We start from the raw sequence: 18,399 nt of genomic DNA on the forward strand, positions 1-18,399 counted from the left end.
GATTTCGCGGACGCATCTGATGAAGTTACCCAGTGTGACGCGCGGTTTGCACGCGGCGGCGCCGCGTGAGCGGGAATGGTTACAAAGACGCAATGATCTCGATACACCGCGCCTGCGGCGCGGCTACAGGACGTCGCCGCGGCCGGTGACCTTCAGGGCATCCACGACGCCCTTCACCCGCTGGGCGTGCTCGCTCGTGGTGACCAGGAGCGCGTCGGGGGTGTCGACGACGACGATGTCCTTCACGCCGATGAGGCTGATGACCCGGTTGGTGTGGCTGACGACGATGCCGCTGGCCGCGTCGGAGAGGATGCGGGCGTTCTCACCGAGGATCGCGAGGTCGTTCTTGCGTCCACCGCTGTTGAGCTTAGCGAGGCTCGCGAAGTCGCCCACGTCGTCCCAGTCGAAGTGGCCGGGCACGACGGCGAGCTTGCCCTTGGCGGCCGCGGGCTCGGCGACGGCGTAGTCGATCGCGATCTTCTCCAGGCGCGGCCACACCCGGTCCACGACCGGGCCACGGCGCTCACGGTCGTCCCACGCTTCGGCGAGCTCGAGCAGGCCCGCGTGCAGCTCGGGGTTGTTCGCCTCGATCTCGGCCAGCAGCACGTCGGCCCGTGAGATGAACATCCCCGCGTTCCATAGGTAGTCGCGCGACTGCACGTACTCCTTCGCGGTCTCAAGATCGGGCTTCTCGACGAACCGCTCGACGAGCGCGCCCTCGGGCGCGCCGTCGATGGTGAGCATGTCGGCCTTCTTGATGTAGCCGAAGCCGACCGACGGCTCGGTCGGGGTGATCCCGATCGTGCAGATGTAGCCCTGACGGGCGACGGCGACGGCCTGCTCGACAGCCCAGTGGAACACCGGCAGCACCCGGATCACGTGGTCGGCGGCGAACGACCCGATGATCACGTCGGGCTCGCGGCGATGCAGGATGGCCGCAGCCAAACCGATCGCGGCCGCCGAATCACGCGGCTCTGACTCGAGGAACACGTTCAGATCAGGGATGCCCGGCAGTTGGTCCTCCACGGCGGCGCGGTGCGCACGCCCTGTGACGACGGCGATGCGGTCAGGGCCGGCGAGCGGCTCGAGGCGGTCCCACGTGTCGCGCAGCAGCGAGCGGCCCGAACCGGTCAGGTCGTGCAGGAACTTGGGGGCGTCGGCACGCGAGAGCGGCCACAGCCGGCTCCCGACCCCGCCCGCAGGAATGACAGCGTAGAAGTCCTCGATCACGTGGGCCATGGCATCGAGATTAGCCGCCCCCACGGGGCCGTCCCTCCGAAAGAAGGCGGTTTCCTGCCGATCTCTCGACATCGAGAGAAGTTAGGGTCTCCTTCGTCGCCCCCGCAAGGCGGGTCGACCTAGTATGAGAGAGCGCCCGTGTGCGACGAGATGGGTCATTTGATCCGGCCGATGACGGCCCGCCGTACCGAGGTGTCCGACTCACACCAAGGGAGGACGACCGTGTCTGCACCAGCACGCGTCACACCGTCGGTAGCACAGACCACGTCCAAGACCCCGCGCGGAACCCTGTACCGCGGCAACGAGGGCATGTGGTCGTGGGTGCTGCACCGCATCACCGGCGTCGCCATCTTCTTCTTCCTGCTCGTGCACGTGCTCGACACGGCACTGATCCGCGTCTCGCCCGAGGCGTACGACGCCGTCATCGGCACGTACAAGAACCCGATCATGGGTCTCGGCGAGGTCGCCCTGGTCGCCGCAATCGCGTACCACGCCTACAACGGGCTGCGCATCATCGCGGTCGACCTGTGGCCGTGGGCCACGCGTCACCAGCGCCAGCTGTGGTGGGGCGTCATCGGCCTGTGGGCCGTGACGCTCGCCGGCTTCGCGCCGCGCCACCTCATAAACGTCTTCGCGAACGTGGGAGGCCACTGATGAGCGCTGAGACCATCGCCGCCCCCCGCACTCCCGCCGTCCGCAAGAAGGGCGCCAACTGGGAGAAGTGGGGCTGGATCTACATGCGCGCCTCGGGCGTGCTGCTGGTCGTGCTGATCTTCGGCCACCTGTTCGTGAACCTCATGCTCGGCGACGGCATCCACGCGCTCGACTGGGGCTTTGTCGCGGGCAAGCTCGCGAACCCCTTCTGGCAGTGGTGGGACATCCTGATGCTGTGGCTCGCGCTGATCCACGGCGCCAACGGCATGCGCACGATCATCAACGACTACGTCTCGGGCGAGAAGGTCCGAGGGACCCTCGTGTGGGCCGTGGCCGTCGCCGCAGGCCTGCTGATCGTCCTCGGCACGCTCGTCGTGTTCGCGTTCGACCCGTGCAACGGCGTGACCAGCGACAGCGCGTTCTGGGAGGCCTGCCAGGCCCTGTGAGGCCGGCGAGGCGACGAGTAGAAGAAGACTGAAGAGGCATCCTGAAGTGAGCACCCAGCACCCCGACGCGGTCCTGCGAGACGGCGTCTACTACCACGAGTTCGACATCGTGATCGTCGGCGCCGGCGGCGCCGGCATGCGTGCCGCGATCGAGGCGGGCCCCGGCGCCCGCACGGCCGTGATCACCAAGCTCTACCCGACGCGCTCGCACACGGGCGCCGCGCAGGGCGGCATGGCTGCCGCGCTCGCGAACGTCGAAGAGGACTCGTGGGAGTGGCACACCTTCGACACCGTCAAGGGCGGCGACTACCTCGTCGACCAGGATGCCGCGGAGATCCTCGCCAAAGAAGCGATCGACGCCGTCATCGACCTCGAGAACATGGGCCTGCCGTTCAACCGCACGCCCGAGGGCAAGATCGACCAGCGCCGCTTCGGCGGGCACACCGCCGACCACGGCAAGACGCCCGTGCGCCGCGCTTGCTACGCCGCCGACCGCACGGGTCACATGATCCTCCAGACGCTGTTCCAGAACTGCGTCAAGCTCGGCATCAACTTCTTCAACGAGTACTACGCGCTCGATCTGATCACCGTGAAGGATGCCGACGGCGCGACCCAGGTCGCGGGCGTCGTCGCGTACGAGCTCGCCACCGGCGACCTGCACGTCTTCCACTCGAAGGCCGTCATCTTCGCGACGGGCGGCTTCGGCAAGATCTACAAGACGACCTCCAACGCGCACACCCTCACGGGCGACGGCGTCGGCATCGTGTGGCGCAAGGGTCTGCCGCTGGAGGACATCGAGTTCTTCCAGTTCCACCCGACCGGCCTCGCGGGCCTGGGCATCCTGCTCACCGAAGGTGCCCGCGGTGAGGGCGCGATCCTGCGCAACGCGTCGGGTGAGCGCTTCATGGAGCGCTACGCACCGACCATCAAGGACCTCGCGCCGCGCGACATCGTCGCCCGCTGCATGGTCAAGGAGGTCCTCGAGGGCCGCGGCGCCGGCCCCAACAAGGACTACGTCTACCTCGACTGCACCCACCTCGGCGCGGAAGTGCTGGAGACGAAGCTCCCCGACATCACGGAGTTCGCGCGCACCTATCTCGGTGTCGACCCGGTGACCGAGCCGGTGCCGGTCATGCCGACGGCGCACTATGCGATGGGTGGCATCCCCACCAACAACAACGGTGAGGTGCTCGCCGACAACACGACGATCGTCCCGGGCCTGTACGCCGCGGGCGAGTGCGCGTGCGTCTCGGTGCACGGCGCCAACCGCCTCGGCACCAACTCGCTGCTCGACATCAACGTGTTCGGCAAGCGTTCCGGACGCAACGCCGTGCAGTACGTGCAGACGGCCGAGTTCGTGCCGCTCCCCGAAGACCCCGCGAAGGAGGTCCGCGACATGCTCGAGGGACTCCGTAACAACGCGGGCACCGAGCGCGTCGCCGTCCTGCGCCGCAAGCTGCAGGAAGAGATGGATGCCAACGCCCAGGTCTTCCGCACGGAGGAGACGCTGACCAACGTCATGGGCACGATCCACGACCTGCGCCAGCGCTACAAGAACGTCCACGTCGACGACAAGGGCAAGCGGTTCAACACCGACCTGCTCGAGGCCGTCGAGCTCGGGTTCCTGCTCGACCTCGCCGAGATCGTCGCCTACGCCGCCCGCAACCGCAAGGAGAGCCGCGGCGGCCACATGCGCGAGGACTACGAGAAGCGCGACGACGAGAAGTACATGCAGCACACGATGGCCTACCTCACGGGCGACCCGCACTCCCCCGACCCCGAGGACCACATCAAGCTCGACTGGAAACCCGTCGTGTTCACCAAGAACGAGAAGGGCGAGTTCAACTACCCGCCGATGGAGAGGAAGTACTGATGACCCTCGTCGTGGAAGAACCGACCACCGCCTCGGCATCCGACATTCAGTCGTACCTCGTCACGTTCATCATCCGCCGGTTCGACCCGGAGAAGGATGCCGAGCCGCGCTGGGTGGACTACGACGTCGAGCTGTACCCGACCGACCGCGTGCTCGACGCCCTGCACAAGATCAAGTGGGAGGTCGACGGCTCGCTGACCTTCCGCCGCTCGTGCGCGCACGGCATCTGCGGGTCGGACGCGATGCGCATCAACGGCCGCAACCGTCTGGCCTGCAAGACGCTCATCAAGGACCTCGACATCTCGCAGCCGATCTACGTCGAGGCCATCAAGGGCCTGCCGCTCGAGAAGGACCTCGTCGTCGACATGGAGCCGTTCTTCGCGTCGTACCGCGAGGTGCAGCCGTTCCTGATCGCGAACTCGAAGCCCGAGCCCGGCAAGGAGCGCATCCAGTCGATCACCGACCGGGCGATCTTCGACGACACCACCAAGTGCATCCTGTGCGCCGCGTGCACCTCGTCGTGCCCCGTGTTCTGGACCGACGGTCAGTACTTCGGCCCCGCCGCGATCGTCAACGCGCACCGCTTCATCTTCGACTCGCGCGATGACGCGGGCGATGTGCGCCTGGACATCCTCAACGACAAGGAAGGCGTGTGGCGCTGCCGCACGACCTTCAACTGCACCGAGGCGTGCCCGCGCGGCATCGAGGTCACCAAGGCGATCGCCGAGGTCAAGCAGGCGATCCTCCGCCACTGACCCGGCCTGGCCCCCTGGTCCCCCCTGGTCCCCGAGCTTGCGCCGCCCTGAGCTTGTCGAAGGGTCGAGAGGGTCGAAGGGCCGAGGGGCACGGGCGGCCTGAGCGCCGCAGGGTCGATATCCTGACGACGTGAACGAGCGCCCCACCTCCGCCGCGGCCGACGCTGCCCGCGCCGAGGAAGAGGGGCTCCGCGAGCGCTGGGAGTCGACCCAGGCATCCCTGCGCGAACGCTTCGACGCGCCGATCAGCGCGGCCACCGAGATCACGCGGAAGACGCTTGCGCTGTTCCCCGTGCGCGTGTGGCGGCATTTCCTGCAGCACAACGGGTTCCTGCTCGCGGCGGGCGTGAGCTACCAGGCGCTGTTCGCGTTCTTCGCCCTCATCTACGTCGCCTTCGCCGGCGTCGGCCTGTGGCTCGGCGGCAGCCCCGAGGCCATCGACGGCCTCATCGGCATCATCAACGGCTACATTCCGAACCTGATCCTGCCCGAGGACGACGGCGGCGTCTTCACGACCGAGCAGGTCACGGCGATCGCGACGAACTCCACCGGAGTTCTCGCGATCACCGGTCTGATCGCCCTCGGCACGGCGATCTGGACGGCGATCGGATTCCTGACGTACAGCCGCCGCGCCGTCCGCGATATCTTCGCCCTGCCCTACGACAGCCGGTCGTACCTCATGCTGAAGGCGCGCGACCTCGTCGCGGCGATCATCTTCGGCATCGCGCTACTGCTGGGATCGGTGATCAGCGTCATCGGCACGTACGCGGTGCAGCTCATGTTCTCGGTGTTCGGCTGGAGCACGGCATCCCGCTGGTATCAGTTCGGCGTCACGATCGCCTCGATCGCTGTCTCGTTCGCCTTGTTCGCGGCGGCGCTGGCGGCGCTGTTCAAGTTCCTGTCGGGGACCTCGCTCACGTGGCGGCGGATCTGGCCGGGCGCCCTGCTCGGCGGCGGCGCGCTCACTGTTGTGCAGCTCGGTGCGGGCCTGCTGTTGCGCTACACGCCGTCGAACCCGCTGCTGGCGACCTTTGCGATCTTCATCGGTCTGCTGCTGTGGTTCCGGATGATCGGCATCATCATCCTCGTCGCGGCCGCGTGGATCGCGGTCAGCGCGATCGACGAGCACGAGCCGTTGCTGCGCCAGAGCGAGGCCGAGCGCCTGCAGGAAGAGCATCGCGCGCTGCTGCTGGCCGCGAAGGTGCGGCTGCGCACCGCTCGGGCCGCGCACGACGCAGCCCCGTGGTACCGGCGGCTGCCCACGCGACGGGCGCTGCACGAGGCCGAACGCGAGCTCGCCGACGTGCTGGCGGCTGCGCCGGTTGCGCCGACGAAGCGCGGGTCGCTGTTCGACTGACGATGCGTGTCGGGGGCCGTGGCTAGGCTTGTGCGGTGCCCCGGAATCTTCGCATCGCCTCCGTCAACGTCAACGGCATCCGTGCCGCCGTCCGCAAGGGCATGAGCGAGTGGCTGGATGCCTCCGGGGTCGACGTGCTCACCCTGCAAGAGGTGCGGGCCGAGGCATCCGACCTCGCCGCGGCTCTGCCCGGCTGGCACATCGTCAACGATGAAGCGCTCGCGAAAGGACGCGCCGGCGTCGCGATCGCGGCGCGCGAGCCGCTGGACGTGTGGCGGGTCGAGCTCGGTGACGATGCCCTCGACTCCGTACATGATTTCCGCGGGCGCTGGGTCGAGACCGACTTCGACGTCGAGGGCGTTCCCGTCACGATCGTGAGCGCGTACGTCTTCACGGGCGAGGACGGCACGCCTAAGCAGGACGCGAAGTACGCGTTCCTCGACGCGATGGAGCAGCGGATGCCGCAGCTCGGCGCACACGCCCTCATCACCGGCGATCTGAACGTCGGGCACCGCGAGCTCGACATCCGCAACTGGAAGGGCAACGTGAAGAAGGCGGGGTTCCTGCCGCGCGAGCGGGCCTACTTCGACCGGTTCACGGGTGCCGCCGGCGACGCGGTGGCCGCGGTCGACGGCACGACCGGGACGGGCCTGGGCTGGGTCGACGTCGGGCGGCGCTGGGCCGGCGAGGTCGACGGGCCGTACTCGTGGTGGTCGAACCGTGGCAAGGCCTTCGACACCGACACCGGCTGGCGCATCGACTACCACCTCGCGACCCCCGCATTCGCGGAGCGGGTCGTGGACTACCGCATCGTGCGCGCCCCCTCGTGGGACACCCGCTGGAGCGACCACGCCCCCGTGATCGCTGACTACGCCTTCTGACGCGCTGGCGATGGTCCGGCACGGGGCATCCGCTCAATAGACTTGTGAGATGACCAGGCCCCGCCTCTATTCCGGAATGCAGCCGTCCGCCGACTCTCTTCAGATCGGCAACTACATCGGGGCTCTTCTGCAGTGGCGCGACCTGCAGGATGCCTACGAGGCGTTCTTCTCCGTCGTCGACCTGCACGCGCTGACCCAGCCGAACGACCCGAGCGAGCTGCGCGAGAAGACGCGCCGCACCGCCGCGCAGTACATCGCCGCGGGGATCGAGCCGTCGCGCTCGACGCTGTACGTGCAGTCGCACGTGCGCGCGCACGCCGAGCTCGCGTGGGTGCTCTCGACCATCACGGGCTTCGGCGAGGCGAGCCGGATGACGCAGTTCAAGGACAAGTCCTCCCGCTACGGCGCCGACCAGACCAACGTCGGGCTGTTCACCTACCCGGTGCTGATGGCGGCCGACATTCTGCTGTACCAGACCGACATCGTGCCGGTCGGTGACGACCAGAAGCAGCACGTCGAGCTCACGCGCGACCTCGCCGAGCGGTTCAACTCGCGGTACGGCGAGGCGTTCACGGTGCCGATTCCCGTGATCCAGAAGGACACCGCCCGCATCTACGACCTGCAGAATCCAACGGCGAAGATGAGCAAGTCGGCCGAATCGGATGCCGGTGTGCTGTGGCTGCTCGATGACCCCGCCGTCTCGGCGAAGAAGATCATGCGCGCCGTCACCGACAACGACGGCACCGTGCGCTACGACCGCGAGGCGAAGCCCGGTGTGTCGAACCTGCTGACGATCTATGCCGCCCTGACGGGCCGGCAGATCCCGTCCATCGAGGACGAGTACGCGGGCCGTGGCTACGGCGACTTCAAGAAGGGCCTCGCTGAGGTCATCGTCGAGGAGTTCGGCCCCGTGCGCGCCCGCGCGCTCGAACTGCTGGACGACCCGGCCGAGCTCGACCGCGTGCTGGCATCCAACGCCGACCGCGCCGCCGAGGTCGCCGACGCGACCCTCGCCGACGTCTACGACAAGGTCGGACTGCTGCGCCGCGGCTGACCCGCCGCCGGGCGGGCAGCCCAGCGCTCCGTTCGCAATTCAGTCTCTGCGTCACTCGCTCCGCCGCACGACCGCGTGTTTTCGCGGCGGACCTCACCCGGCAGGTCGGCAGAGACTGAATTACGAACGCGTCAGCGTGCGTACTGGTTGTTCGTAATCACCTCGACAAGCGCCTGGAAGACCTCGTCTTCCCGATAGAGGATGTCTTCGGCCGCGATCCGGAGTACACAGTAGCCCTGCCGCGCCAGGGCGAGATCGCGCCGGCGATCCTTGAGCTGCTGTTGCCAACTGCTGTGGAACGCGTTGCTGTCACACTCGATCACCAGCCACCCATCGACGACAAGATCCACGGTTCCGACGCCCGCAAAGTTCACCTGCAGTTCGACGTCGCATCCGATGCGTCGGAGCATCAGTCGCACCAGTGTCTCGGTGCCGGACTGCGCCCGCGCGTCCAGCAGACCGCGTAGAACGCCGTAGCGGGCGGGGAGCGCCGCGAAGACTTCGCCAATCTGCCCGAGTTCGATGAGATGCTTGTTGAGGGCGCTGTCGAGTGTCGCGATGGCGTGGCGCGGCTGCTGGCAGCGGACCGATTGAATGAGCGCGTCGACGATGTCGACGCATCCCCGCGTCGGCTCGGCGACGAACCGTTGCCAGTGCAGCACGACGCCATCGCGAAGCCGACGTGACGGCAACGCGCCACGATGCTGGGGCGCACGCATGCGGCTGTCGCCGCGCTCCATGTGCACGTGGAGCGCGGGGGTCTCGTACACGAACACATCCAGCAACGCGAGTAGCGACAGGCATCCCAGCCTTCCGCCCACCCTGACGGCTTCCACGAGCGCGCGAGGCGCGTCGGCCGCCAGGTAGTTGTCTCGGCGCGCGCGGATGAGGTCCCCCGCGGCCACCGCGGCTGTGATTGCACGCGGAGTCATTCCCAGCGCAAACAGTTCAGCGCGTGTCAGTACTTCCCACATGAGTCGACGGTCGCGCAGCTCAGCTTGCTCTGGGCGCCAGATCCCGCGATCCGTGGACAGATCCCGATATTGGCCGATTGTGGAGAACTAAGCGTGAGGCTCGCCTCGTGTTCGTAATTCAGTCTCTACGAGGCGGAGCGCGGCGCGGAGTCGCGAGATTCTGCGGCGGTAGACGCTGCCGACGGGCACAGAGACTGAATTGCGAACGTCGCGGAGCGGCAACGGAGCCGACGCGCGCGACAGCGGCGGGGTGGGTAGGGTCGAGGCATGGAGCCGGTCACCCTGACGACCACGCGGTTGGAGCTGTCGGCGCCGCGCGAGAGCGACATCGACGAGATCTATGAGGCGTGTCAGGATGCCGACACTCAGCGCTACACGACGGTGCCCTCGCCCTACGCCCGGGCGCACGCGGAGGAGTTCGTCCCACGCGTCGCCGCGCAGTGGGCCGAGGGCGTGCACCTGACCTGGGCGATGCGCGAGGGCCCCGACCTCGCCGGGATGATCGGGCTCTACCGCCTCGACGGGACGGGCGCCGGCGAGATCGGGTACTGGGTGTCACCGTGGTCACGCCGCCGCGGGCTGCTCGTCGAAGCGGCGAGACGCGTGATCGACTGGGGCTTCTCGGCGGAGGGCACCGGGCTGCAGCGCATCGAATGGCGCGCCGTCGTCGGCAACGTCGGCTCGGCCCGCGCCGCACGCGCCCTGGGCTTCCGCTACGAGGGGCTCCTGCGCGCGGGATTGCCCAGCAAACAGGGCCGCGACGACGGCTGGATCGCGGGGCTGCTCGCCGACGACGACCGCACTCCGCAGGCTTGGCCGATCCTCTGACGCGATGTCGGGGCTGCGTGGCAGGATGGGCCCATGCCCGAGATGCCGGAGGTGCAGGGACTCGTCGACTTCCTCGCCGAGCGTGCCACGGGTGTCACGATCACGAAGGCGGCCGTCGCGAACATCGCCGCACTGAAGACCTACGACCCGCCGATCGACGCGCTGAAGGGCACGACGATCACGGGGGCCGCGCGCCACGGCAAGTTCGTGGACCTATCGACGGATGCCGGCACGCACCTCATCTTCCACCTGGCGAAGGCCGGCTGGTTGCGCTGGTACGAGCAACTGCCCGCGACCGTCATCAGACCGGGCAAGACCCCGATCGCACTGCGCGTCGGCCTGGATGACGGCGCGGGGTTCGATCTCACCGAAGCCGGCACGAAGAAGTCGCTCGCGGTCTACGCCGTGCGCGACCCGCAGGACGTGCCTGGCATCGCACGCCTCGGCCCCGATCCGCTCGGTGACGACTTCACCCGCGACGCATTCGCCGAGTTGCTGGCCGGCCGCCGCACGCAGATCAAGGGGGTGTTGCGCGACCAGTCCAACGTGGCGGGCATCGGCAATGCGTACTCGGATGAGATCCTGCACGCGGCGAAGATGTCGCCGTATGCCCTCGCCGCAACGCTCGGCGATGACGAGGTGACGAGGCTCTACGACGCGCTGCGGGCGACGCTGACGGATGCCGTGGCGCAGGCATCCGGCAAGCCGCCGGCCGATCTGAAGGATGCCAAGCGCCGCGGCATGGCCGTCCACGGGCGCCGCGGTCAGGCCTGCCCCGTGTGCGGCGACGAGGTGCGTAGCGTCTTCTTCGCCGACAACTCGCTCGAGTACTGCCCGACGTGTCAGACGGGTGGAAAGCTGCTCGCCGACCGGAGGTTGAGCCGGCTGCTGAAGTGATCTCGATACACCGGCGCTGCCGATCTCGATACACCGGCGCTCCGCGCCGGCACTCGATCACCGATAGGCAGGAACCGGCGCTCCGCGCCGGCACTCGACCACCGGTGGACGGTGGCGCCAGGCGCCAGGCCCCAGAGGTCAGTCGGTGGTGCCCATGAGGATGCGGGCGTCGTCGTCGACCCAGTCGATCGACTTGCCGACGGCCTTCTTCCACTGGCGGTACCGGCGGCGGCGCTCGTCGGCGCTCATGCCGGGCTCGAATCGCGCATCCTCGCGCCAGTGCGCACGCAGCTCGTCGAGTCCCGACCACACCCCGACTGCGAGACCTGCCGCGTACGCGGCTCCGAGCGCGGTCGTCTCGACGATCTGCGGCCGCACGACCGGGATCCCGAGGATGTCCGCCTGAAACTGCATGAGCAGCGCGTTGCGGGTCATCCCGCCGTCCACGCGCAGCTCGCTGAGCGCGCGCCCGGCATCGGCCACGACCGCCTCGATGACATCGCGCGACTGGAACGCCGTCGCCTCGAGCGCCGCCCGCGCGATGTGCGCCTTCGTCACGTAACGCGTCATGCCGACCAGCGCGCCGCGCGCCTCCGGCCGCCAATACGGCGCGAACAGGCCCGAGAACGCGGGCACGAAATACGCGCCGCCGTTGTCGTCGACCGAAGCGGCGAGCTCTTCGACCTCTTCCGACGACCTGATGATCCCGAGGTTGTCGCGCAGCCACTGCACGAGCGATCCCGTGACGGCGATCGAGCCCTCCAGAGCGTAGTGCGCGGGCGCGTCGCGCAGCCGGTACGCGACCGTGGTGATGAGGCCCGCCTTCGAGCGCACGATGTCGGTGCCGGTCCCCACGAGCAGGAAGTTGCCGGTGCCGTACGTGTTCTTCGACTCGCCCGCGTCGAAGGCGGTCTGCCCGAACGTCGCCGCCTGCTGATCGCCGAGGATCCCCGCGATCGGCACACCCTCGAGCTCACCGGGTGAGCGCACCGCGCCGAAGACCTCGGACGACGAGCGGATCTCGGGCAGCATCGCGCGCGGGATGCCCCACACCTCGAGCAGCTCGTCTGACCAGTCGAGGGTGCGCAGATCCATCAGCAGCGTCCGCGACGCGTTGGTCACGTCGGTGATGTGGATGCCGCCGTCGACGCCGCCGGTGAGGTTCCACACGATCCACGTGTCGGGTGTGCCGAACAGCAGATCGCCGGATGCCGCGGCCTCGCGCGCCCCGTCGACGTGGTCGAGGATCCAGGCGATCTTCGACGCGGAGAAGTAGGTCGCCAGCGGCAGTCCGGTGGTCTCGGCGAAGGCATCCACGCCGCGCTGTGCGATCAGCCGGTCGATGCGCGGCTGCGTGCGGGTGTCCTGCCAGACGAGCGCATTGTGGATCGGCTGCCCCGTGCGACGGTCCCACACGATCGCGGTCTCGCGTTGGTTGGTGACGCCGACCGCGGCGATGTCGGCGGCCGTCAGCTGTGCCTCAGAGAGGACGTGCGCGATGACCCACTGCGTGTTCGTCCAGATCTCGACCGGGTCGTGCTCGACGCGACCCGCGCGCGGGAAGATCTGCTCGTGCTCGCGCTGTGCCGTGCCGACGATCTGCGCCGCCGCGTCGAAGATGATCGCCCGGGTCGAGGTCGTGCCCTGGTCCACCGCGATCACATGGTGTGGCACGTCTCCTCCTTGAGCTTCTCGGACGGCGCAGCGCCGCGCGCCGCGCGCACCCGCCTGATCACGCTACCGCGGACGGCGCTTCTGCCACCGACGCGTCGTCCGCAGCGCCCGGCGCGGCCGCAATGCCCGGCGCGGCAGTCGGCACCGCGGGCTCGGCCGCGTGCACCTTCGCGAGCGCGCGCTCGACCTCGGCGGCGACAGCCGGGGCATCCCACCCGAGCACCCCGGCGACGGCCTCGCCGACCTCGGCGACGACGGCCGGCGTCGCCGAGCCCGTGAACGCGATCGAGGTGCGGCGCAGCAGCAGGTCGTCGAGGTGGACGACCTGCTCAGTCGACGCGAGGTGCCGCAGTTCGCCCGTGCTGTAGTCGGGCAGGCTCGACAGCGGCGCGTCGGCGGCGTCGAGCTCGATCGCGTCGATGACGGATGCCGCGACGGTGCCGTACCGGTCGAGCAGGCGCGCCGCGCGCTCGAGACCGACGCGGTCGGCATAGGGGGCAAGCCACTGGCGACGCGCGCGCTCGCTCGTCGGATACCCCGCGCCGCCGCCGATCGGCAGGCCCTTCGTGCTGCGGGTGCGCGGCCGCGCGAGCTGCTCGAGCGCGCGGTCGGCGAGGTGGGCGGCGGAGGCGCGGAACGTCGTCCACTTTCCGCCGACGAGGCTCAGCACGGTCGCCGCGACCGTGCCGGGCAGCTCTTGCGCCTCGATGCGGTAGTCGCGCGAGACGAACCCGGGCGCGGTGCCACCATGGCCGGGCAGCGGGCGGACGCCCGAGAACCGGAACACGATCTGCGAGCGGTCGACCACGATCTCGGGGAAGACATGCCCGATCAGGTCGAAGAAGTAGTCGACCTCTTCTTCCGTGCACACCACGGGCTCGCGCATGTCGTGCTCGAGGTCGGTCGTCCCGACGAGCACCCGACCCTTGAGCGGGTAGATGAGCACGATGCGGCCGTCGGAGTGCTCGAAGAACAGCTCGCGACCGCCCGCCGCCGCCAGCAGCTCGGGGTGGTCGAGCACGATGTGCGACCCCTTCGTGCCGCCCATGAACCGGCTGGGGTCGCCGAGTGCTTCGTTGGTCAGGTCGGTCCAGGGGCCCGAGGCGTTGACGACGACGGATGCCGTGAACCGGTACTCCCCCGCCACATCGCGCAACACGATCGCGCCGTCGTCGGCGCCGACGGCCGTCGTGTAGTTCGCGGCGCGTGCGCGGTCAGCACTGCGGTCGTCACCGGCCACGCGCCCGTCGCGCAGCCCGTCGCGCAGGACGTCACCGGCGAGACGCTCGGGGTCGCGCAGCGAGGCATCCCAGTATGTCGCCGTGTACTTCACGCGCGGGTTGAGGCTCGGCAGCTGCTGCAGCGAGCGCTTGCGGCCGTGGAACGCGTGCCGCGGAACCGTGTGGCCCGCCATGCCCGCGCCGAACAGCCCGCCGCCGCGTGAGAACGAGTCGTAGATGACCAGGCCGATCTTGATGAGGGCCGCTCCGCGCTCGCGCGGCTTGCCGGCGCCGTGGCGCAGGAACCGCAGCGGCGCCGACAGCACACCCGAGAACGTCGAGTAGATCGGGATCGTGGTCTGCAGCGGGCGCACGAAGTGCGGGGCCGTCTTCAGCAGGGCGTTGCGCTCGGTGACGGCTTCGTGCACGAGGCGGAACTCGCCGTTCTCGAGGTAGCGGATGCCGCCGTGGATCATGTGGCTGGAAGCCGCGGACGCACCGCTGATGAAGTCGTCCCGCTCGACGAGGGCGACATCGACGCCCTGCAGAGCCAGGTCGCGGAAGGTCGCGATGCCGTTGATCCCGCCGCCGATGATCAGCACGTCGGCGAACGGACGGTCGCGCAGTGCGCGGTGCTGCGGCTGCTCAGGCATCCCACTCCTTCTCTCCGCTTCCAGGCTAATCGGTATGGCAGACGTCCCGGCCCGCGACGGGCACAGGCCCGCTGGGGATACGGAATGAAATACGCGCGAGTGCGTTGACTAAGATGGAGAGCAGTACAACGTGCTCCGGGGTCGGTGTGAATCCGAACCGGCGGTGACAGTCCGCGAGCCCGCGCGGTCGGCAACGATTGCGAGGGTTGACCTGGTGGAATTCCGGGACCGACGGTGATGCGACGCAACTCGAATGGGTTGATCGCTAGTCCGGATGGGAGGCAGCACGAGCGGTGGGCGCACGGCGCCTCCCCGCCCGCGGCGCCTGCCGATCCCCGGAACCTGATCTGAGGACGAGGGATGGCCGCCACCGAACGCGAACAGCAGGCGATGCGCCGCGCGCTGACGCTGGCGCGGAACGGGCCCCGCGGGGTCAACCCGCAGGTCGGCGCCGTCATCCTCTCGCCCGCCGGCGACACGCTCGCCGAAGGCTGGCACCGCGGGGCCGGCACACCGCACGCCGAGGTCGACGCGCTCTCGCAGATGTCACCGGATGCCGTGCGCGGCGCGACCGCCGTCGTGACGCTCGAGCCGTGCAACCACACCGGACGCACGGGCCCGTGCGCGCAGGCGCTGCTGGAAGCCGGCATCGCACGCGTCGTGTACGCCGTCGACGACCCCGGCGCCGCCTCGGGCGGGGGCGGCGCGCACCTGCGCGCGGCAGGCGTCGACGTCGAGTCGGGTCTGCTCGCGGACGAGGGCGCGGCACTGCTGGAGTCGTGGCTGACCGTGCAGCGCCTCGGCCGCCCGCACGTCACGGTCAAGTGGGCGCAGTCGCTCGACGGGCGCGCCGCGGCATCCGACGGCACCAGCCAGTGGATCACCGGACCCGACGCCCGCGCCGACGTGCACCGTCGCCGCAGCGAAGCGGATGCCATCGTCGCCGGCATCGGCACGGTGCTCGCCGACGACCCCGCGCTCACCGCGCGCCGTGCCGACGGCACCCTGTTCGAACACCAGCCGATGCCCGTCGTGCTGGGCGATCGCATCGTCCCCGAGCAGGCGGCCGTCCGCCGGCATCCACGCGCACTGCTGCAGCGCTCGGGCGCCAACCTCTTCGCCGAGCACGAGGGCGACGCGCTCGCAGACTCGCTGCTGGTCGAACTGCGCGACGCCGGTGTGCAGCGCGTCTTCGTCGAGGGCGGGCCGACGATCGCGAGCGCGTTCCTGCGTGCGGGTCTCGCCGACGAGGTGCTCGTCTACCTCGCCCCGACCCTGATCGGCTACGGCCCGGACGGCACCGATCACCCCGCCGTGCGCATGCTCGGCGTCGAGACGATCGCGCAGCAGCGTCGCCTCGACATCGCCGCGATCGAGCGCCTCGGCGACGACCTGCTGATCATCGCCACACCGGAAAGGACTGCCTGACATGTTCACGGGAATCATCGAAGAGCGCGGCACCGTCACCGCCATCGCCCCCTCGGGCGACGGCGTGCGGCTGACCGTGCACGCCCCGCTCGCCGTCTCAGACGCGCACCAGGGCGACTCGATCTCGATCAGCGGCGTATGCCTGACGGTCGTCGATCAGGGCGACGACTGGTTCACCGCCGACGTCATGCGCCAGACGCTGGACATGTCGACGCTCGGCGAACTGACCGAGGGCTCGCCCGTCAATGTCGAGCGCGCCGTCTCGTCGCACACGCGACTCGGCGGACACATCGTGCAGGGCCACGTCGACGGCACCGGCGAAGTGCTCGAGGTGCGCCCGGGCGCGCAGTGGCAGGTGATCCGGTTCCGGATGCCGCGCGAGCTCGCGCCCCTCGTCGTCGACAAGGGCTCGATCACCGTCGACGGGGTGTCGCTCACGGTCAGCGCCGTGTCGCCGGCCGGCCCCTCGACAAGCTCGGGGGCCACCTCGACGACCTCGGGGACCAGCCCCTCGACAGGCTCGGGGACCACCGACTGGTTCGAAGTGTCGCTCATCCCGGAGACCCTCGAGGTCACGACCCTCGGCGCCCGCACGGTCGGCGACCGCGTCAACCTCGAGACCGACATCCTGGCGCGGCACGTCCAGCGCCTTCTCGCATTCACCACCATCAACGAAGGAGGCTCACGATGAGCCTTGCCACCATCCCCGAGGCCCTCGACGCGCTGCGCGCAGGGCGACCGGTCATCGTCGCCGACGATGAGAACCGCGAGAACGAGGGCGACATCATCCTGTCGGCCCAGCTCGCGACGCCCGAATGGCTCGCCTGGACGATCCGATGGTCCAGCGGGTTCCTCTGCGCGCCGATGCCCGCCGACTGGGCCGACCGTCTCGACCTGCCGCCCATGGTGGCGGTCAACGAGGATGCCCGCGGCACGGCCTACACCGTGAGCGTGGACGCCGCCGATCGCGTCTCGACCGGCATCAGCGCGACCGACCGCTCGCACACCCTGAACGTGCTCGCCGACCCGGCATCCACGCCGGCATCGGTCATCCGCCCCGGGCATGTGCTGCCGCTGCGCGCCGTCGACGGGGGCGTGCGCGAGCGCGCCGGCCACACCGAAGCAGGCGTCGAGCTCATGAAGCTCGCGGGACTGCAGCCGGTCGCCGCGATCGGCGAGGTCGTCGCCGAGGACGGCTCGATGATGCGGTTGCCGGGTCTTCTCGAGATGGGCGAGCGCGAAGGCATCCCGGTCATCACGATCGAGCAGCTCATCGAGTACCTCGACGGGCTCGACACGGCGACCGGCGACCACGCCGCACCCGCCGAGCACCCGGCCCGTCGCCGCGTGAGCCTGCGCGCCGAGGCGCATGTGCCGACCTCGCACGGGCACTTCCGCTTCCTCGCGTACAAGGACCGCGTGACCGGCACCGACCACATCGCGGTCGTCTCGGGCGATCTCACCGAAGAAGCTCCGCTGGTGCGCGTGCACTCGGAGTGCCTGACCGGCGAGGCGTTCGGCTCGCTCAAGTGCGAGTGCGGGCCGCAGCTGGACGCCGCGCTGGACTCCATCGAGCAGGATGGTGGCGTCGTCATCTACATGCGCGGTCATGAGGGTCGCGGCATCGGCCTCATCAACAAGCTGCGCGCGTACAGCCTGCAAGAGCGCGGGATGGACACCGTCGACGCCAACCTGGCGCTGGGCCTGCCGGCCGACGCGCGCGACTACGCCGCGGCGGCGGGCATCCTCGCCGACCTCGGCGTCGAGAAGATCCGTCTGCTGACGAACAACACCGACAAGGTCAACCAGCTGCGCGAACTCGGTCTCGACATCGTCGAGCAGGTTCCGCTGCTCGTCGGCGTCGGCGCGAACAACCACCAGTACCTCGCCACCAAGCGCGACCGCATGGGGCACATCATCGACGCGGACGCGCTCGACGCGGCGCTCGCGCACAGCACGGAGGAGCACGCATGAGCGGCCACGGAGCCCCCGAGACCCTGCCCATCGACGCGACGGGCCTGCGCGTCGTCGTGATCGCGGGTCTGTGGCACGACGTCATCACGGACGGCCTGATCGCGGGCGCCGGACGGGTGCTCGACGCGGCGGATGCCTCGTGGCGACTCGTACGTGTGCCCGGCTCGTTCGAGCTTCCGGTCGCGGCGAAGGCTGCGCTGGAGTCGGGCGCCGACGCCGTGGTCGCGCTCGGCGTGATCATCCGCGGCGGCACCCCGCACTTCGAGTTCGTCTCGTCGGCCGCGACCGATGGCCTCACCCGCGTCGCGCTCGACACCGGCAAGCCCGTCGGGTTCGGCGTGCTGACCCTGGACGACGAGCAGCAGGGCCTCGACCGTGCGGGACTGCCCGGCTCGAAGGAAGACAAGGGCGCGGAAGCGGCCGATGCCGCGCTGCGCACCGCGCTGCTGCTGCGCGAGCTGCGCGGCTGACCCGGCGCGCCCCGGCTCACCC

General features: G+C 69.4%; 17 protein-coding genes. 13 read left to right on the plus strand and 4 right to left on the minus strand.

The window, feature by feature from the left end; genetic code table 11:
* Nucleotides 1–123: 123 nt before the first annotated feature.
* Nucleotides 124–1,239 (minus strand): mannose-1-phosphate guanylyltransferase, encoded by a 1,116-nt coding sequence (locus BGO46_RS01355; protein ID WP_292674392.1) that lies wholly within the window; start codon nucleotides 1,237–1,239, stop codon nucleotides 124–126.
* A 222-nt stretch (nucleotides 1,240–1,461) separates the two neighbouring features.
* Between BGO46_RS01355 and sdhC the strand changes: the two genes are divergently transcribed.
* The 7 genes from sdhC (at nucleotide 1,462) to trpS (ending at nucleotide 8,259) form a co-directional block, all read left to right on the plus strand.
* Nucleotides 1,462–1,893, plus strand: coding sequence for a succinate dehydrogenase, cytochrome b556 subunit (gene sdhC / locus BGO46_RS01360; RefSeq protein ID WP_292674389.1), 432 nt, complete (start codon nucleotides 1,462–1,464; stop codon nucleotides 1,891–1,893).
* On the plus strand, nucleotides 1,893–2,339 hold the full coding sequence (locus BGO46_RS01365) for a succinate dehydrogenase hydrophobic membrane anchor subunit (protein WP_292674386.1): 447 nt from the start codon (nucleotides 1,893–1,895) through the stop codon (nucleotides 2,337–2,339). The genes sdhC and BGO46_RS01365 overlap by 1 nt, the downstream gene beginning before the upstream one ends.
* 46 nt (nucleotides 2,340–2,385) lie before the next feature.
* A complete protein-coding gene (gene sdhA, locus BGO46_RS01370) occupies nucleotides 2,386–4,212 on the plus strand; it encodes a succinate dehydrogenase flavoprotein subunit (protein WP_292674383.1) in 1,827 nt (608 codons plus the stop codon).
* Nucleotides 4,212–4,967 carry a succinate dehydrogenase iron-sulfur subunit gene (locus tag BGO46_RS01375; protein WP_292674380.1) on the plus strand — a complete coding sequence of 252 codons (756 nt, stop codon included), beginning with the start codon at nucleotides 4,212–4,214 and terminating at the stop codon, nucleotides 4,965–4,967. The genes sdhA and BGO46_RS01375 overlap by 1 nt, the downstream gene beginning before the upstream one ends.
* A 130-nt stretch (nucleotides 4,968–5,097) precedes the next feature.
* Entirely contained in the window at nucleotides 5,098–6,324 is a 1,227-nt protein-coding gene (locus BGO46_RS01380) for a YihY/virulence factor BrkB family protein (RefSeq protein WP_292674377.1), read from the plus strand.
* A gap of 35 nt (nucleotides 6,325–6,359) precedes the next feature.
* Complete coding sequence (locus BGO46_RS01385) at nucleotides 6,360–7,205, plus strand: exodeoxyribonuclease III (RefSeq protein ID WP_292674374.1); 846 nt, start codon at nucleotides 6,360–6,362, stop codon at nucleotides 7,203–7,205.
* Between the two features lie 49 nt (nucleotides 7,206–7,254).
* Nucleotides 7,255–8,259, plus strand: a complete 1,005-nt coding sequence (gene trpS, locus BGO46_RS01390) for a tryptophan--tRNA ligase (protein WP_292674371.1) — start codon at nucleotides 7,255–7,257, stop codon at nucleotides 8,257–8,259.
* 131 nt (nucleotides 8,260–8,390) lie between these two features.
* On the opposite strand, the gene BGO46_RS01395 is transcribed toward trpS, so the two are convergent.
* Nucleotides 8,391–9,233, minus strand: a complete 843-nt coding sequence (locus tag BGO46_RS01395) for a DUF559 domain-containing protein (RefSeq protein WP_292674368.1) — start codon at nucleotides 9,231–9,233, stop codon at nucleotides 8,391–8,393.
* A 267-nt stretch (nucleotides 9,234–9,500) separates the two neighbouring features.
* Here BGO46_RS01395 and BGO46_RS01400 point away from each other — a divergent pair, with 267 nt between their 5' ends.
* Nucleotides 9,501–10,061, plus strand: a complete 561-nt coding sequence (locus BGO46_RS01400) for a GNAT family N-acetyltransferase (protein ID WP_292674365.1) — start codon at nucleotides 9,501–9,503, stop codon at nucleotides 10,059–10,061.
* A gap of 33 nt (nucleotides 10,062–10,094) precedes the next feature.
* Nucleotides 10,095–10,958: a DNA-formamidopyrimidine glycosylase family protein gene (locus BGO46_RS01405; RefSeq protein ID WP_292674361.1), complete on the plus strand. Its 864-nt coding sequence runs from the start codon at nucleotides 10,095–10,097 to the stop codon at nucleotides 10,956–10,958.
* A gap of 138 nt (nucleotides 10,959–11,096) precedes the next feature.
* Here BGO46_RS01405 and glpK read toward each other — a convergent pair whose 3' ends face one another.
* Together glpK and BGO46_RS01415 are read right to left on the minus strand one after the other, a co-directional pair.
* Nucleotides 11,097–12,632, minus strand: coding sequence for a glycerol kinase GlpK (gene glpK / locus BGO46_RS01410; RefSeq protein WP_292674358.1), 1,536 nt, complete (start codon nucleotides 12,630–12,632; stop codon nucleotides 11,097–11,099).
* Between the two features lie 58 nt (nucleotides 12,633–12,690).
* Complete coding sequence (locus BGO46_RS01415; RefSeq protein ID WP_292674355.1) at nucleotides 12,691–14,505, minus strand: glycerol-3-phosphate dehydrogenase/oxidase; 1,815 nt, start codon at nucleotides 14,503–14,505, stop codon at nucleotides 12,691–12,693.
* A 360-nt stretch (nucleotides 14,506–14,865) separates the two neighbouring features.
* Here BGO46_RS01415 and ribD point away from each other — a divergent pair, with 360 nt between their 5' ends.
* The 4 genes from ribD to ribH are packed head-to-tail and all read left to right on the plus strand — an operon-like array spanning nucleotide 14,866 to nucleotide 18,377.
* Nucleotides 14,866–15,933 (plus strand): bifunctional diaminohydroxyphosphoribosylaminopyrimidine deaminase/5-amino-6-(5-phosphoribosylamino)uracil reductase RibD, encoded by a 1,068-nt coding sequence (gene ribD, locus BGO46_RS01420; RefSeq protein ID WP_292674353.1) that lies wholly within the window; start codon nucleotides 14,866–14,868, stop codon nucleotides 15,931–15,933.
* Nucleotide 15,934: 1 nt separating this feature from the next.
* Nucleotides 15,935–16,624 (plus strand): riboflavin synthase, encoded by a 690-nt coding sequence (locus BGO46_RS01425; RefSeq protein WP_292674350.1) that lies wholly within the window; start codon nucleotides 15,935–15,937, stop codon nucleotides 16,622–16,624.
* On the plus strand, nucleotides 16,621–17,907 hold the full coding sequence (gene ribA, locus BGO46_RS01430; protein ID WP_292674346.1) for a GTP cyclohydrolase II: 1,287 nt from the start codon (nucleotides 16,621–16,623) through the stop codon (nucleotides 17,905–17,907). Before BGO46_RS01425 ends, ribA begins: the two co-directional genes overlap by 4 nt.
* Nucleotides 17,904–18,377 carry a 6,7-dimethyl-8-ribityllumazine synthase gene (gene ribH / locus BGO46_RS01435; protein ID WP_292674343.1) on the plus strand — a complete coding sequence of 158 codons (474 nt, stop codon included), beginning with the start codon at nucleotides 17,904–17,906 and terminating at the stop codon, nucleotides 18,375–18,377. Before ribA ends, ribH begins: the two co-directional genes overlap by 4 nt.
* The last annotated feature ends 22 nt before the right edge of the window (nucleotides 18,378–18,399 follow it).

Source organism: Microbacterium sp. 70-16 (genome assembly GCF_001898315.1).
Lineage (GTDB): Bacteria > Actinomycetota > Actinomycetes > Actinomycetales > Microbacteriaceae > Microbacterium.

Coding starts and splice junctions, on each gene's coding strand:
- BGO46_RS01355 (WP_292674392.1), bottom strand. CDS start 1,239: ATGGCCCACGTGATCGAGGACTTCTACGCTGTCATTCCTGCGGGCGGG.
- BGO46_RS01365 (WP_292674386.1), top strand. CDS start 1,893: ATGAGCGCTGAGACCATCGCCGCCCCCCGCACTCCCGCCGTCCGCAAG.
- BGO46_RS01375 (WP_292674380.1), top strand. CDS start 4,212: ATGACCCTCGTCGTGGAAGAACCGACCACCGCCTCGGCATCCGACATT.
- trpS (WP_292674371.1), top strand. CDS start 7,255: ATGACCAGGCCCCGCCTCTATTCCGGAATGCAGCCGTCCGCCGACTCT.
- BGO46_RS01395 (WP_292674368.1), bottom strand. CDS start 9,233: ATGTGGGAAGTACTGACACGCGCTGAACTGTTTGCGCTGGGAATGACT.
- BGO46_RS01400 (WP_292674365.1), top strand. CDS start 9,501: ATGGAGCCGGTCACCCTGACGACCACGCGGTTGGAGCTGTCGGCGCCG.
- BGO46_RS01405 (WP_292674361.1), top strand. CDS start 10,095: ATGCCCGAGATGCCGGAGGTGCAGGGACTCGTCGACTTCCTCGCCGAG.
- BGO46_RS01415 (WP_292674355.1), bottom strand. CDS start 14,505: ATGCCTGAGCAGCCGCAGCACCGCGCACTGCGCGACCGTCCGTTCGCC.
- ribD (WP_292674353.1), top strand. CDS start 14,866: ATGGCCGCCACCGAACGCGAACAGCAGGCGATGCGCCGCGCGCTGACG.
- BGO46_RS01425 (WP_292674350.1), top strand. CDS start 15,935: ATGTTCACGGGAATCATCGAAGAGCGCGGCACCGTCACCGCCATCGCC.
- ribA (WP_292674346.1), top strand. CDS start 16,621: ATGAGCCTTGCCACCATCCCCGAGGCCCTCGACGCGCTGCGCGCAGGG.
- ribH (WP_292674343.1), top strand. CDS start 17,904: ATGAGCGGCCACGGAGCCCCCGAGACCCTGCCCATCGACGCGACGGGC.